Origin of the sequence: Picosynechococcus sp. PCC 73109, assembly GCF_001521855.1 — a bacterium.
Classification (GTDB): domain Bacteria; phylum Cyanobacteriota; class Cyanobacteriia; order Cyanobacteriales; family MRBY01; genus MRBY01.
In genome coordinates, this window is the sequence record NZ_CP013998.1 from 213,832 (window position 1) to 227,514 (window position 13,683).

A 13,683-nucleotide genomic window follows, 5' to 3' on the forward strand; every position below is an offset into this window, starting at 1 on the left:
AGCTTAAACAATGCCAAGTATTGTGGATATTGCGGTTAATAATGAGGGTTTTTCGACCCTGGTGGCCGCCGTGCAAGCCGCAGGTTTAGTGGAAACTTTAGCTGGAGAAGGGGATTTTACCGTCTTTGCGCCCAACGATGACGCTTTCGCCAAATTGCCGCCGGGCACAGTACAAACCCTCGTACAAAATCCGCCTCAGTTAGCACGCATTCTCACTTATCACGTCGCGGCGGGGCGGTTAACTAAGGATGATTTAATCAAATTGGGCGAAGTAAAATCCATCGAAGGTTCCCCCATTCCCATTAATGGCGAAGATGATTTTGAGGTCAAAAATGCAACGGTTTTAGCGGCGGATATCGAAGCTGACAATGGCATTATTCATGTAATTGATAATGTTATTTTGATGGGCTAATTTTTCTAGAATCAAAAAACAAAAAGGCTTCTATCTATAACGGATTAAGAAGCCTCTTTTTTTGGACTATTTAAGCTGATTTTAAGGAGTGGTGATCGCGGCGAGTTTTTCTTCGTATTCCTGCAGATCTAATGCCCCAGAGAAGGTTTCAAATTTCCCAGTTTCCGTCGATGCCAAAATAAAGAAAGGTGTACCGTTTAGACCCAACTGTTGAGCCAGTTCAAGATCCTGTTGGATAGCCGGTTGGGCATTTTGGCGATCGCCTTCAAACTTTTCTAGATCCAGGCCCAGATTTGCCGCAATTTCTTGGTAGAGTTCTTCCCCAAGGCGGTCTTGGTTTTCAAAAAGCTGATCATGGTATTCCCAGAATTTTCCCTGTTGTTGCGCTGCCCAGGATGCCTCTGCTGCCGGGATTGCTTGGGGGTGAATTTGAGCCAAAGGCAAGTGCTTATAGACAAGAGTAACAGTGTCACTGTTTTGAGCCATAAACGTTTGCAAAGTGCTATGGGCGCGGGCACAGAACGGACATTCAAAGTCAGAAAATTCGATCAAGACCACGTTTAGATCCTCAGCACCCAGGGTGGGGCTATCGCCAATGACCGTCTGTGGTTCCGTCAAGACCTGCTGTTGAAAATCCTCAGCCGCCTTTTGTTGTTCTTCCTGTTGGGCCTGTTGTTGGGAGAGTTGGTAGTTTTGTACCGCATCAATCAACACTTGGGGATTGTCCCGAATCACCTGGAGGATTTGCGCTTCCAGTTCCGGATCGACATTGACATCCGCTTGGGCTGTCTCTTGATCGCCATTACAGCCCCAGAGACCAAACCCAAGACAAAGGGCAGAAAAAAGGACAAGCATTTTTCGGGAAAAACCTTGCCCCATAGATAACGAAAGAATCATTAGATCTTCAATAAAAATTGCGCTTCTAGTCTATCTAAAAGAGAACCTGTTTTAGGGCAGCCAACAGAAGCGTCACATTTTCCTTGCGGGCGTTATAACCCATCAGGCCAACACGCCAAACCTTACCAGCGAGATCCCCCAAGCCCCCAGCAATTTCGATGTTGTACTCCTTCATCAACTGAGCAGCGACGGCGGCACCATCAACCCCATCGGGAATGCGGACTGTCGTGAGGGTCGGCAGACGGATTTCACGATCTACGTGGCACTGTAACCCCATCTCTTCGAGGCCCGTCCAGAGGAGATCTGCTGCCTCCTGGTGCCGTTGCCAACGGGCTTCTAATCCTTCCTCGGCGACGAGCATCAACGCTTCCCGCAGGGCATAATTCATATTAACCGGGGCGGTGTGGTGATAGACCCGTTTCCCAGTGCCCCAATATTTGCTGACCATGGACATATCCAAATACCAGTTTTTCACCGGCGTCTTGCGATTATTCAGGACATCCAGGGCGCGGGGGCTGAGGGTCAGGGGGCCAAGGCCAGGGGGACAAGCGAGGGCTTTTTGGGTGCCGCTGTAGGCGAGGTCAACGCCCCATTCATCGAGGAATAAGGGTACACCGCTCAAACTGGTCACGGTATCGATTAGGAGCATCGTGCCGTGTTTTTCACAAACTTCCTTGACACCTTCGAGGGGTTGTCTGGCTCCCGTAGAAGTTTCGGCGTGGACAAGGGCCAGGATTTTCGGCTCGTGCTGGGCAACGGCAGCACTGATTTCTTCGAGGGTGAAAGCTTTACCCCAAGCGGTGGAGAAAGTATGCACTTCGGCTTCATAGCGGCTGGCCATATCCACGAGGCGGTGGCCGAAGTAACCATTGATGCCGATCAGGACTTTATCGCCGGGTTCGACCATGTTGGCGAGGGTGGCTTCCATGGCAGCGCTACCAGTACCACTGACAGAAATCGTGAAGGGGTTTGCGGTCTGCCAGGTGTAGCGGAGGAGATCCTTGACGTCCTCCATAATTTCGAGGTACTTCGGATCGAGGTGGCCGATGGGAGGCATAGCGAGGGCGGCTAAAACCCTGGGGTGGGAATTGGATGGGCCAGGGCCGAGGAGGAGCCGGGGCGGTAAATCCAGTTGTTTAACGGGCTTACGGTAAGTATTTTGGACAGTGGGGCGATCGCTCATGGATAATTAAGCTCTAAGGACTGTATTTAATCAGATTTTTATCGGGTTCAATTTTCCCATATTGTCGGGGCCATCAAGCGAGAGGAGCCTGATGTTTAAAGAATTTAAACTTTGAAAATATTTAATTGTTCCGATACCCTTTGGGAATCTTCTGGAGTGGTGGTCGTGATTTTCTTGGGGATACCTTTGCGTAGGCCGACGGCAATTTTACTGTGCTTTTCAATTTGGGTCATGACTTGTTTCGCCCGCTGAATCACACTCTTGGGTAAACCGGCTAAACGACCAGCTTCAATCCCGTAGGAACGGTCAGCCCCCCCGGTGCTAACTTGGTGCAAGAAGATAATTTCTTCGGGCATTTCTTGAACTGTGACTTGATAATTGGCGACATTTTCAAGGAGCGACGCTAACTCATTTAACTCGTGATAATGGGTCGCAAAAATTGTTTTTGCTTTGATTTCTGTGGCGAGGTATTCTGATACCGACCAGGCGATGGAAAGGCCATCAAAAGTTGCGGTTCCCCGGCCAATTTCGTCGATTAAAACCAAAGATTTTTCCGTAGCATGGTTGAGAATATTGGCGGTTTCATTCATCTCCACCATAAACGTCGATTGGCCCGTGGCAAGGTCATCGACAGCGCCGACCCTGGTGAAAATGCGATCGCAAATGGGAATTACAGCACTGTGGGCGGGGACAAAACTCCCCACCTGAGCCATCAGTTGAATCAAGCCCGTTTGCCGGAGATAACAACTTTTGCCGCTGGCATTGGGGCCAGTAAGGATAATCAAATCAGGATAGGAATTCTGAGTGCGACCGAGGTAAGTGGAGTTGGGCACAAACAGGCCCATACCCAGGGACTTTTCGACGACGGGGTGACGACCAGCTTCAATTTCTAGGGTTTTTTCGGTGGTAATCTCCGGACGGCAATACCCTTGGTACACGGCGGTTTCCGCGAAGCTCGTCAATACATCCAGGGCGGCGATCGCCTTGGCGGTGGTGCGAATTTGGTCGGTATGTTCAGCGACCTTGGCGCGGAGGGTCGTGAAAATTTCGTATTCCAAGCTGCAAATGTCGTCCTTAGCAGTGAGGATGCGACTTTCTCGCTCCTTTAACTCCGGCGTAATATAACGTTCCTCGTTAGCGAGGGTCTGTTTGCGCAGATATTCGTCGGGGGCCTTGTCCGCCTGGGAGCGGGGCAAACTAATGTAATAGCCGAAGGTTTTGTTATAGCCGACTTTGAGCTTACTGACCCCCGTCCGTTCCCGTTCGGTAACTTCTAAATTCGCCAGCCATTCCCGGTCTTCCACTTGGGAGCGCCGCAGAAAATCGAGGTTTTCATCAACCCCATCCCGAATTAAACCCCCTTCTTTGATGTGGATCGGCGGCGAATCTACGAGGTATTGCAAAACGTGCTGTCCCAGGGCTTCTAATTCCGGCGGAAAATCTTTCACTGCCTGGAGATAAGGCGATCGCCCCTCGGTGGCCAATTCCGCGAGATAGGTTAATTTCGTTAAAGATTCCGCTAAAGCGTATAAATCGCGGGCATTCGCACTACCAGAGCCAATTCTCCCAGCAATCCGCTCTAAATCGTAAATTTGCTTCAGCAACTGCCGGATATCTTGACGGAGATTTGTATTTTCTACCAGTTCTGCGACGGAATCTAATCGCTTGGCGATCGCCTTTGGATCTAATAAAGGTTGCAACAACCAACGGCGGAGGGCGCGGCCCCCCATATTTGTACAGGTCACATCCAGCGCCCAGAGTAGGGAACCGTAAAAACTGCCATCCCGCACCGTCTGGGTAATTTCGAGGTTGCGCCTCGTCTGGTGATCCAGTTGCAAAAAGGCGTCGATGCTGTAGGTTTTGAGGCTTTCAAAGGGCACCTTGTAGGCTTGCTGGGTTTCCTCCACATAGGCCAAGAGTCCCCCCGCCGCCCGCACCGCCAGGGGTAAATGTTCGCAGCCAACCCCCTCCAGGGAACGCCACTGGAAAGTCATCAAAAGCTTGGGTTTCGCCTCATTGAGGTCAAATTCCCTGGGCGATCGCAACGCATAACAAAAGTCCGACGGCAAACAATCAGGCAGATGGTTTTGTAATAATGTTTGGCGATCACTGGGACGCATCAAACGATTTAAATCCGGTGCATCGCTAGGATAGAGCACCTCCGAAGGCTGCAAACGCAGGAGTTCCAGATTTAAGGCTGCCAAATCCTGGGCCTGGGTGGTACAAAATTCCCCCGTAGAAATGTCGGCATAGGCCAACCCCCAATGGTTGCCGGCGATCACCACTGCCGCAAGATAGTTATTTTGCCGCGCCCGCAACATCCCATCATCGGTGAGGGTGCCTGGGGTCAAAACCTTTTGCACTTCCCGCCGCACCATTCGTTTTTCCGCGTGGGCGGTGGCGGCGTCTTCTACTTGGTCACAAATGACGACCCCATAGCCTTTTTCTAAAAGCTGAGTGCTGTAACGTTCGAGGGCATGGTGGGGCACCCCTGTCATGGGGACGCGACCAATACCTTTGCCGGATTCTTTGCTGGTGCAGACCAACTCCAATTCGCGAGAAACGGTGATCGCATCCATGAAAAAACACTCGAAAAAGTCGCCGACCCGGTAGAGCAAGATATTGTTGGGATACTTATCCTTAAGGTCTGCGTAGTGCTGCATCATCGGTGTGAGGAGTTCCCGATTGAGCTGGCGATAATCTGCGTTGGGAATGTCTTCGGCGCTGGGGTTACGGTTGGCAGCAGGCATGAAACTTGGCTTCAGTCACGGACAAGTATTCTATCTTAGCGGCGATCGCCTTTTTCCTTAGGAGTCTCCTGGGAGATTGCCCCAAAAACCTGGGCAATAAATTTTAAGTCAGATATCCAGCTAATTTTTCTTCGAGTTTAGCCACGGCCATGCGGGGCGGAAAACGGGGCAATTCTTTTTCTTGTCCATTTTCGAGCAGACACAAAACCGGAATTTCGTACTGGTAGCGTGTAAACCACTGGGGATTTATCGTAATGTCGCGCATTTCGAGTTGGAATTCTACCTGGGTCACCTGGGCCAATTTTTCGGCGAGGCCCTCACAGAGATGACAACCGGGTTTTGTGTAAAAAATAATTTGCTTCACAGTACGATCGGTAACAAAAACGTTTAAGAAAAGTAAAGATCCGATGAGAAATGTAGAGAATTTAGGGGGTGATTACATTATTGTTCCTGGCTATCCTTGATAATTTTTTTAGTATTTCAGCTTATTGACAAACTGAATTGATCTTACATCTAAGGAAATTGTGGCCTTGTTTCCATGGGAAATCGGGTGGCAAAGCTAAAGCGAGAAGTATGGAATGTCAGCAAATGAACCCTTTATTAGAAACCATTGATCATGTATTTTCTTCAGGTACTTTAACCAAGCAGGATGCAAGGGTGATCAATCAATGGCTCTGGAAAACTCCCATGAGTGATGCTCTGTATCAAGCGTTAGACCAGTTGTTGCAAGGCATCGAAGCGGGTTATATCGCCGTACTTGGTACCTAAGAAACTAAAACAGTACGATTGCATCAATTACAAAACCGTCGTGTCGAGGCGATCGCCACCCAAGCAAACGGGCAAAAAGAGAGAGCCCGGGTCAAGCGGCGATCTAAACGTCGTTTTTTAGAAGTTAGGCCGGGTAAATTCGCGACTGACAAAGCCAATTTCTAGCAGTTGTTGGTAGGCCTTTTCGCCGAGGTCGCTGGTGGGACTTTGGGAGCGAATCACCTGGATCAGGAGGGGCACTGCCAATTCGGGTTTTTCCTGGACACGGTGGACGAGGGCCAAACGGTAGGTGGCGGTGTCGCGCATTTCCCCAGCGGCGATCGCCGAACGTCGCTCTGTATCATAAACAGAATTGTCTAAACCTTGGAAACTATTGGCTAGATCTAGGTGAAAATTAGAAAGCTGATTATAAACTTGACGCGCTTCCTGGAGTTTAGAGACGGCAACCTCGTAATCTTTGGCAGAAATGGCGGCGATCGCCTCATCCATCACCTGGGAAGCCCCGGACATACTGAGGATGCTGCTCTGGAGGGGGCGGAGTTCGCTGCTACTCCCTTGGACAGCCTCAGGCTGCGCCGAAACGGATGGCATCATGGCCAAGGAACACCCCATTGCCAAACTAGCGAGTGGAATCAAACGGTCGATAAAATTCATAATGTTCGTCAAGTCTTGTTTTGACACAATAACAGTACTGATTATGTTGTACATCTTGATCCCACAGTGGGAACAGACAAGGAGAGCTTAGGCCTATGGCACGCCCAGGGGGGACACCACAGCAACAAGGTCTTATTTTACAACGGGGACATACGGAACTTTTACTTCATCAGTTAGAGGATCGCCTCCTGGTGGCATTTCGCAGTTCTGATGTGGATCTTCTCGATATTGTTCCAGGATTAATGTATCGTCCCTTACCATCGGGGCAGCCAGATATTTTATTCGAAGAAATTCTTGTACCGCCAGAGGATTTCGCCACCTCCTTGAGGGCCGCGCGCCAACATCCCGATATTCTCTTTGCTTACCCGGTTTATCAGCTAGCAGACTCGGCTGAGGGGTTTGTCTATCTGACCCAGCAAATCACCCTCCAATTCGCCCCGGAGGTTTCCCCAGCAGCCCAAAAAGCGATTGGCGATCGCCACCACCTTAAAAAAATTCGTCCGCTTCTGGGGGCCGATCAAACGTTTATTTATGAACTAACAGCGCAAACTGACTGCGATCCTCTCCGGTTAACCCAGATCCTCCAGCAAGATCCGGCGATCGCCCTCGCTGAACCCAATGTTTTATTGCCCCTCGCGGTGCGAGAAATGTCTTTGGCGACAAATCCCCAAGGCCGCCACTGGTACCTAGACGCCATTCAAATCCCCCAAGCTTGGCAAATGACCAAAGGCGATCGCCAGACGACCATTGCCGTGTTGGCCCCTGACCTCGATCTAGAAAATTCTGCCGAGCCAACCGCTGAAACAAGCGAAACTCCCTATAGTGCCATTCCCGAAATTCGACCCACGACCTGGGGTAATACCATTGCCCAGTTAGCGATCGATGTGGCCCCAGAATGCACCCTATTGCTCCTGCAACTGCCCCAGTACTTAGATGATGCACTCCTCGAAAAAGTCATCGAAGCGGCGATCGCCCAGGGGGCCGCAGTGATTCTTTTGGCTTGGCAACTGGCGACGATCAACGGGCCTCTCTCCCTGCGGCAAAGTTTAGCTCTCCACCGGGCTGCCACCCAGGGAAACCGGGGTCAAGGTTGTCTTTTGGTAACGGGAGCCGGGGATGCCAATCGCCCCCTCGCCGGAATAATTTACGAACGCCACTGGCCGAATCAACTTTTTCAGGGGCCGACCGCTTGGCTAGACGGGAAAGGTAATCATCCGGCAGTTGTGACCGTTAGTGGTTGTACTGAGGCGAATAAAAAAGCCAGCCATAGCAACTGGGGAGAGGCGGTCAGCCTTTGTGGGCCAACAAATCCAGGTACACCAACCCTTTGGCTACCAGAACAAGGGATGGTCGCAGTCCCACCGGAAATTAGTGATGACTTGGGGGCCGAGATAGATCCGGTTGAAGCTTTAAATCAGCAGGGTAGCACCTTAGAAGCTGCTACTTTAGTGGCGGGAGTCGCGGCGTTGGTTTGGTCAGTGCATCCGAAGCTGACGGGGTGGGCCGTGCGGGAGATTTTACAAACCACAGCCGAAAAAATTGTCGATTTAAGCGGCGATCGCCAATTGCAGTTAACCTTGGGCACCTATGACGCCCAGGGCCATTCCCCATGGTTTGGTTATGGCCGCGTGAATGCCTTGGCAGCAGTTACCTTAGCCCAGGGAAATCAGCCGGACTGACAGAACAACAGGCATTAACTATTTTGGCCGTCGATTAATGTAAAAGCCAACAATGGGACTTGAACCCACGACCTACGCATTACGAATGCGTTGCTCTACCGACTGAGCTATGTTGGCGCTTTTGCGAGAATTTATTGTACTACATTTTTCTGCGGCGCTTGGGGAAAATTTTTTCGGTTATTGGTGCATGAGTTGGGCCAGCTTTTGCTTGAGGCGTTTGGCTTCGGCGGGATTTTGGGTCTCATGGAGGGCGATCGCCTGCTTAAAGAATTTCTGGCTTTCGGCGATTTGACCAATGCGGAACAGGAGCGCGGCGAGATTTTGATGCGCCCAGGGATTGAGGGGATTTAATTTTAAGGATTTTTCGTAGGCGTCAATGGCTTCGCCCACCCGACCCAGAGCTTTGTAGGCCAAACCGAGATTGTAGTAGCCAGGGGCAAAGGTCGGATCAATTTTTAAGGTGATCTGATGTTGGGCGATCGCCGCGTCGGGTTTGCCGAGGGTCTGTAAAAGCGCGCCGAGGTTGTGGTAAGCCCCAATTTTTAGTTTGTCTTGGAGGGGTTGCTCCCTGGCGAGTTGATAATGCTTGATCGCTTTTTCGGGTTCGTGGTTTTGGCGGAAAGCATTACCCAGGTGGTAATGCAACTCATAACGAAGGTTGGCGCTTTCGTTCGCGCTGTATTTCAAACCCTGCTTGAGAATCTTGAGGGCTTGTTTGGGTAACCCTTCACCCAAGTAAATACCCCCTAATTTACTGCAGACATAGGGGTCATTGGGATGGCCTTCGTAATAGGTCTCCATCGCCAATTTGGCCCGGGTGCTCTTTTCTAATTTGGCGATCGCCGTCCGTTGATAGCCCGTATGGAAAATGGCCACCTGGGGTAACTCTGTGATCTGCCATTGAGGTTCTGTGGCCAACAATGTTTGCACGCTGTCATCGATCATCGCGTGGTAGGGCCGCGAAAATTCTAGGGAGGGGTGACGGCGAAATAACCGAGACACCAGGGAGTAGGGGGATTGACTCGCACCAATTTCATAGCGGAGCAAATTGACAACCAAAGTATCCGGCTTGGCGATCGCCGCTTCGATGGCCGGAATTACCTTCGGGTTTAAGGTCTCATCCGCATCCAAAACCAAGACCCATTCTTTCGTCACCAGCTTAAGGGCTTCGTTCCGGGCCGCCGCAAAATCTTGATTCCAGTCGAAATGGCCCACCGTCGCGCCAAATCCCTTGGCGATCGCCACCGTTTCATCCGTTGACCCCGTATCGAGAATCGCGATTTCCCCCACGAGATCCTGCACACTCTTGAGACAATCCCCCAGGGCATCCGCTTCATTCTTAACGATCATGCACAAACTTAAGCGATCTTTTATGGCGGCCACTGGTTTACATCCCAAACTCAATACAACATTCAGGCAAATTGTACCGGAAAGTGCTTCACTCTCTTTTCCAATCGCTAGACAAAAAAATAAGGGAGTTACCTCCCCTAGGCGAATCTTGAAATTATTCAGCAAAAGCTAGTTAGTCAATCAACTGCTCAGCGCTACGCCTGTAAAATCTTTAAGCTAAGAGATTCACCGTAATGGCCGCACCGATTAATAGGACTCCCACAGCTAAGGCAATTACCCCTAGCATCGTGTAATCCAGTCGTCTCTGCGCCGAGGACTTTTCCTCTTCGTAAACCTCAGGCGTTACCGCGTAATTATTGACTAAACCCTGCTCACTGACTGTATAACCTGCCGTTGTATCAACGCTTTTATCTGTTTCTTGTTTCGGGTCTGGGGTGAATTCGCCTTCCCGCGCTTTCCTTGCTGCGACTTCTGCCGGCACAAGCTCTTCACCACTACTAATATCTTCAGGTTTTAGGTTTTCAGGAACAGAAATATTTTGGGTATCCTTATCCATAAAATGAAATACCTCGCTTTCTTGCAATAAAGATTAAAATTGACGATTTCCCAAAGCTTTGAAGCTTATTTCAATTTTAATCAACACTTTCATTATAACAATTCAATAACAGGCCATCATCTATCGAACGTAAGAGATTAATGCCAATCAATAATATTTATTGTTTTGCTTTTTTCTCTTTTAAGAAGAGTTACCTTGGTTTGTTTAAATAATTCTTAGGCTTGATTTAAATGACTCAAATAACTGACTTTCACTAACCTTAATCCGGTAGTTACCGTCGTGGAATCAAGCTACAAACAAACTTTCGTCGATCATTTGCCAAGTCGAGGTTGTGGAGGCAATCAAACTTTTGTACCGGAATTTTTTTGCCATTAATGCGTAGTACAGCGCGATACTCCCAATAATATTTTGCACTGCGCTTCAGAGATACCAAACAAATTTGTTGTTCCCCATAAACACGGCACAACTCACCGTAGGCTGGTGCTGCCCACCAACAAAGCCCGATCAAAATAACAAAACAAATAACGCGCCCCATGCTGCCCTAAACAAAAAAAAGCCGAATACCAACTATAGTATCCAGCCCTCGGAGATTGACAATGAAAATTGAAGAGGTTAGTGCAAAGACTTAGAGGAGACCGAAGAAGTGGAGTACCCCTTGACCTGTTGCTACTTCGAGAATGATCGCTGCGATGAAACCGATCATTGCCATGCGGCCGTTGAGGTTTTCAGCAGAAGCGGTGAAACCAAATTTCTTGTCGTCCATGATGGGTACCTATGTGAAGAAAATAAAATTGCTTGCTGGTATCAGCTTAACAAACTGTTACGTTGATCCGCCACAACTCTAGGGCCATGATTGTTTGATTTAAGTTTTGAAATTTATAAGCAAAAATTATATTTCGACCTAGGTAACCGTGAAGCAGGAGAGCCAAACAGACAAAAAAGTAGCCGTAGGCTTAAAGCTACGGCCTTTTCAGTCAAGGGACAATCATGTTTGGCGGTTAATAGCCAGATTCTTCTTCGTATTCGTATTCTTTCTTTTTCTCCGGAATGTTAACCGCCGGAGGTTGGTAGGGAGTTTCGTCAAGGGTGTCGTCGTCCCAAACGTCACCGGCGACGTCTTGGGGATAGCTAGGGGCTGATTCTTCGTACTCGTAGGCTGTGTCGTCGCCCCAGTTGCTACTTTCGTCGTAGTCGTCATAGCTCATGGCGCGGGCCTGCTGGCGTTGGGGTGGGGGTGGGGCGATCGCCTCTTCTTCCCATTCATCTTCCCAGGTATTAATCGGTTGGCGCGTTTCCACAGGACGAGAAATCGGCTGCTGGAGGGGCACCCCAGTACCCAGTTGATTTTCCGGGCGGGCAGTGGGCGCGTAGTAGATATCTTCCTGTTCCCGTTCCCAGGGAGGACGACCAATGCCTAGGCGTTCGAGGAAACCCACACTAATTTGACTGAGGCGCTCTTCGGCCCCTTCAAAAACAATGAGCCGGTTGGGGCCGCTGCTCACGACTTCTTCAATGGGGAGTTCGTAGGTGCTGATCACCTGTTCTGGAATTTGGGGTAAGCCAATGGAAGCGATAATGATCGAAGAGACGGTGCCGCTTTCGAGGTCAAACTGAAAATCACGCACCCGGCCTAGGGGTTCACCCGCTTCCGTAATCACTTCACTGTTGATCAGAGGACTGTAAGCTTCGACATCCACATCAGCCAGCACGTCCTCATCTTCAACGAGGATGACATCTCCGGTTTTGGTGATCGCCTCTAGATACATATATTTGGGCATTCCAGAGACCGAGAAAATACTATCCCGTAGCCCCAAGGAAACAACTTCGCGACGGTCAATGTCCACTAATACATCCTTGACAACCCCTAGGCGCGTCCCTCGGTTGCGGGTAATCACCTGGGTGTTAATGAATTCGTTGCGTAGGCGGATAGAATCAATGCTCATATTGTCTAAATTAATGGCGATGCGTTAGTGGAAACAGGAAAAATCAGCTTAAAGGTAATGGGGACATGTGAAGGTTCAGGGGAAACAGCACCGGAAAGTTCCGTACAATAGCAAAAGCAAAATGTTGAGAGAATTGATCTCGACTGTGCACCGTAGCCTAGTGGCAATTATTCAGCAGACTCTATCATTTCGGGGTATTCTTGACAACTTTTCCATTGCGTGGGTGGTTTTATTTTAGCGAATCGCGCCGGAAATTTGAGATGATCATTTTTTTCCAGCAAGGGATTTCGTTATAATTGTCTGCCGATATTGCCGGCTGTCTCTGTACTTTTTGCGTATTTGCCACAACTCCCAAAGATCTATGGTGGAATTAACCGATTTAAAGCGTTCCCTCGAAACTGTCCAAGCGCACCTGGGGAAAACCCAGGACTATCTTTGACCTAAAAACCTTAGACGCGAAGATTTTTGACCTCGAACAACAGGCGGCCCAGCCAGAATTTTGGGAGGATCAACAAGGGGCCCAAGACATTCTCCAGGAGCTGACGGAGCTAAAGGGCACCGTGGCCCAGTATCAACAGTGGCAGGGTCAGTTTGAAGATGCGGCGGCGATCGCCGAATTATTGACCGAAGCAGAAGACCTGGCCCTCCTCACGGAAGCGATGGAAAACCTTGATGGTCTCCAGAAGGAACTAAACCGCTGGGAACTGCAACAGATGCTCTCCGGGGAATATGACAACCTCGGTGCTGTGCTGACGATTAATGCCGGGGCTGGGGGCACCGATGCCCAGGACTGGGCGGAAATGCTGTTGCGGATGTACACCCGCTGGAGCGAAAAACAAGGCTATAAGGTACGGCTGGCAGAAATTTCCGAAGGGGACGAAGCGGGCTTAAAATCAGCCACCCTCGAAGTGACCGGGCGTTACGCCTTTGGTTATCTCAAGCATGAAAAAGGCACCCACCGTTTGGTGCGAATCTCACCCTTTAATGCCAATGGCAAACGCCAAACCAGTTTTGCTGGGGTGGAAGTGATGCCCATTTTGGGGGATGACGCCGTTAAAGTCGATATTCCCGAAAAAGATTTAGAAATCACCACCTCCCGTGCAGGCGGTAAGGGGGGGCAAAACGTCAATAAAGTTGAAACGGCGGTACGGATTGTCCATTTACCTACGGGGGTGGCTGTGCGCTGTACCCAAGAGCGATCGCAGTTACAAAACAAAGAAAAAGCCCTGGCGATCCTCAAGGCAAAGTTATTAATCATTGCCCAGGAACAACGGGCCCAGGAAATCGCTGAAATTCGGGGAGATATGGTGGAGGCCGCCTGGGGAAATCAGATCCGGAACTATGTTTTTCACCCTTACCAAATGGTCAAGGATCTGCGCACTAACCACGAAACGACCGATGTGGATGGGGTCATGGATGGCGACCTCGATGCTTTTATTGAAGCCTCCCTGCGCCAGGACACCTGGGTGGGAGACTAGCACCGGGGAATGG

At 49.9% G+C, this 13,683-nt stretch carries 13 protein-coding genes and 1 tRNA gene; 4 read left to right on the plus strand and 10 right to left on the minus strand.

Translation table 11 applies throughout. The features are described 5' to 3' along the window. The first annotated feature begins 10 nt into the window (after positions 1–10). Complete coding sequence (locus AWQ23_RS01050) at positions 11–412, plus strand: fasciclin domain-containing protein (RefSeq protein ID WP_062431793.1); 402 nt, start codon at positions 11–13, stop codon at positions 410–412. An 81-nt stretch (positions 413–493) separates the two neighbouring features. Here AWQ23_RS01050 and AWQ23_RS01055 read toward each other — a convergent pair whose 3' ends face one another. The 4 genes from AWQ23_RS01055 to AWQ23_RS01070 all read right to left on the minus strand — a co-directional run bounded on the left by AWQ23_RS01055 (position 494) and on the right by AWQ23_RS01070 (position 5,606). Next, a complete protein-coding gene (locus AWQ23_RS01055) occupies positions 494–1,267 on the minus strand; it encodes a thioredoxin domain-containing protein (protein ID WP_232308932.1) in 774 nt (257 codons plus the stop codon). 76 nt (positions 1,268–1,343) lie between these two features. Further along, positions 1,344–2,492 carry an alanine--glyoxylate aminotransferase family protein gene (locus AWQ23_RS01060; protein ID WP_062431797.1) on the minus strand — a complete coding sequence of 383 codons (1,149 nt, stop codon included), beginning with the start codon at positions 2,490–2,492 and terminating at the stop codon, positions 1,344–1,346. 104 nt (positions 2,493–2,596) lie between these two features. After that, positions 2,597–5,242, minus strand: coding sequence for a DNA mismatch repair protein MutS (gene mutS, locus AWQ23_RS01065; protein WP_062431799.1), 2,646 nt, complete (start codon positions 5,240–5,242; stop codon positions 2,597–2,599). A gap of 103 nt (positions 5,243–5,345) precedes the next feature. Further along, a complete protein-coding gene (locus AWQ23_RS01070) occupies positions 5,346–5,606 on the minus strand; it encodes a glutaredoxin family protein (RefSeq protein ID WP_062431801.1) in 261 nt (86 codons plus the stop codon). Between the two features lie 209 nt (positions 5,607–5,815). On the opposite strand from AWQ23_RS01070, the gene AWQ23_RS01075 reads away from it, so the two are divergent. Further along, a complete protein-coding gene (locus tag AWQ23_RS01075) occupies positions 5,816–6,010 on the plus strand; it encodes a hypothetical protein (RefSeq protein WP_030007897.1) in 195 nt (64 codons plus the stop codon). A 117-nt stretch (positions 6,011–6,127) separates the two neighbouring features. Here AWQ23_RS01075 and AWQ23_RS01080 read toward each other — a convergent pair whose 3' ends face one another. Continuing rightward, complete coding sequence (locus AWQ23_RS01080; RefSeq protein ID WP_012305818.1) at positions 6,128–6,664, minus strand: hypothetical protein; 537 nt, start codon at positions 6,662–6,664, stop codon at positions 6,128–6,130. Positions 6,665–6,759: 95 nt separating this feature from the next. Between AWQ23_RS01080 and AWQ23_RS01085 the strand changes: the two genes are divergently transcribed. Next, the gene (locus AWQ23_RS01085; protein ID WP_062431803.1) at positions 6,760–8,343 is read left to right on the plus strand and encodes a S8 family serine peptidase; all 1,584 of its coding nucleotides are present in this window, start codon (positions 6,760–6,762) and stop codon (positions 8,341–8,343) included. 44 nt (positions 8,344–8,387) lie between these two features. Here the strand turns inward: AWQ23_RS01085 and AWQ23_RS01090 are convergent. From AWQ23_RS01090 to AWQ23_RS01115, 5 genes are all read right to left on the minus strand, one after another. After that, positions 8,388–8,460, minus strand: a tRNA-Thr gene (locus tag AWQ23_RS01090). A gap of 60 nt (positions 8,461–8,520) precedes the next feature. Beyond that, positions 8,521–9,717, minus strand: coding sequence for a glycosyltransferase (locus AWQ23_RS01095; protein ID WP_083500736.1), 1,197 nt, complete (start codon positions 9,715–9,717; stop codon positions 8,521–8,523). Positions 9,718–9,904: 187 nt separating this feature from the next. After that, on the minus strand, positions 9,905–10,249 hold the full coding sequence (locus AWQ23_RS01100) for a hypothetical protein (protein WP_012305821.1): 345 nt from the start codon (positions 10,247–10,249) through the stop codon (positions 9,905–9,907). 625 nt (positions 10,250–10,874) lie between these two features. Continuing rightward, positions 10,875–11,012: a chlorophyll a/b-binding protein gene (locus AWQ23_RS01110; protein ID WP_012305823.1), complete on the minus strand. Its 138-nt coding sequence runs from the start codon at positions 11,010–11,012 to the stop codon at positions 10,875–10,877. 235 nt (positions 11,013–11,247) lie between these two features. Further along, positions 11,248–12,192, minus strand: a complete 945-nt coding sequence (locus AWQ23_RS01115; protein ID WP_062431807.1) for a PRC-barrel domain-containing protein — start codon at positions 12,190–12,192, stop codon at positions 11,248–11,250. Positions 12,193–12,556: 364 nt separating this feature from the next. Here AWQ23_RS01115 and prfB point away from each other — a divergent pair. Then, positions 12,557–13,670, plus strand: a protein-coding gene (gene prfB, locus AWQ23_RS01120; protein WP_157072242.1) for a peptide chain release factor 2 whose coding sequence is annotated in 2 segments (ribosomal slippage) — positions 12,557–12,628 and positions 12,630–13,670 — 1,113 coding nt in all. Because the reading frame shifts where the segments join, the coding sequence is not laid out codon by codon here. Positions 13,671–13,683 lie beyond the last annotated feature (13 nt).

Bases quoted from the DNA above. Each gene is read 5' to 3' on its own strand.
- AWQ23_RS01050 (WP_062431793.1), top strand. From the start codon at position 11: ATGCCAAGTATTGTGGATATTGCGGTTAATAATGAGGGTTTTTCGACC.
- AWQ23_RS01055 (WP_232308932.1), bottom strand. From the start codon at position 1,267: ATGCTTGTCCTTTTTTCTGCCCTTTGTCTTGGGTTTGGTCTCTGGGGC.
- AWQ23_RS01060 (WP_062431797.1), bottom strand. From the start codon at position 2,492: ATGAGCGATCGCCCCACTGTCCAAAATACTTACCGTAAGCCCGTTAAA.
- mutS (WP_062431799.1), bottom strand. From the start codon at position 5,242: ATGCCTGCTGCCAACCGTAACCCCAGCGCCGAAGACATTCCCAACGCA.
- AWQ23_RS01075 (WP_030007897.1), top strand. From the start codon at position 5,816: ATGGAATGTCAGCAAATGAACCCTTTATTAGAAACCATTGATCATGTA.
- AWQ23_RS01080 (WP_012305818.1), bottom strand. From the start codon at position 6,664: ATGAATTTTATCGACCGTTTGATTCCACTCGCTAGTTTGGCAATGGGG.
- AWQ23_RS01085 (WP_062431803.1), top strand. From the start codon at position 6,760: ATGGCACGCCCAGGGGGGACACCACAGCAACAAGGTCTTATTTTACAA.
- AWQ23_RS01100 (WP_012305821.1), bottom strand. From the start codon at position 10,249: ATGGATAAGGATACCCAAAATATTTCTGTTCCTGAAAACCTAAAACCT.
- AWQ23_RS01110 (WP_012305823.1), bottom strand. From the start codon at position 11,012: ATGGACGACAAGAAATTTGGTTTCACCGCTTCTGCTGAAAACCTCAAC.
- AWQ23_RS01115 (WP_062431807.1), bottom strand. From the start codon at position 12,192: ATGAGCATTGATTCTATCCGCCTACGCAACGAATTCATTAACACCCAG.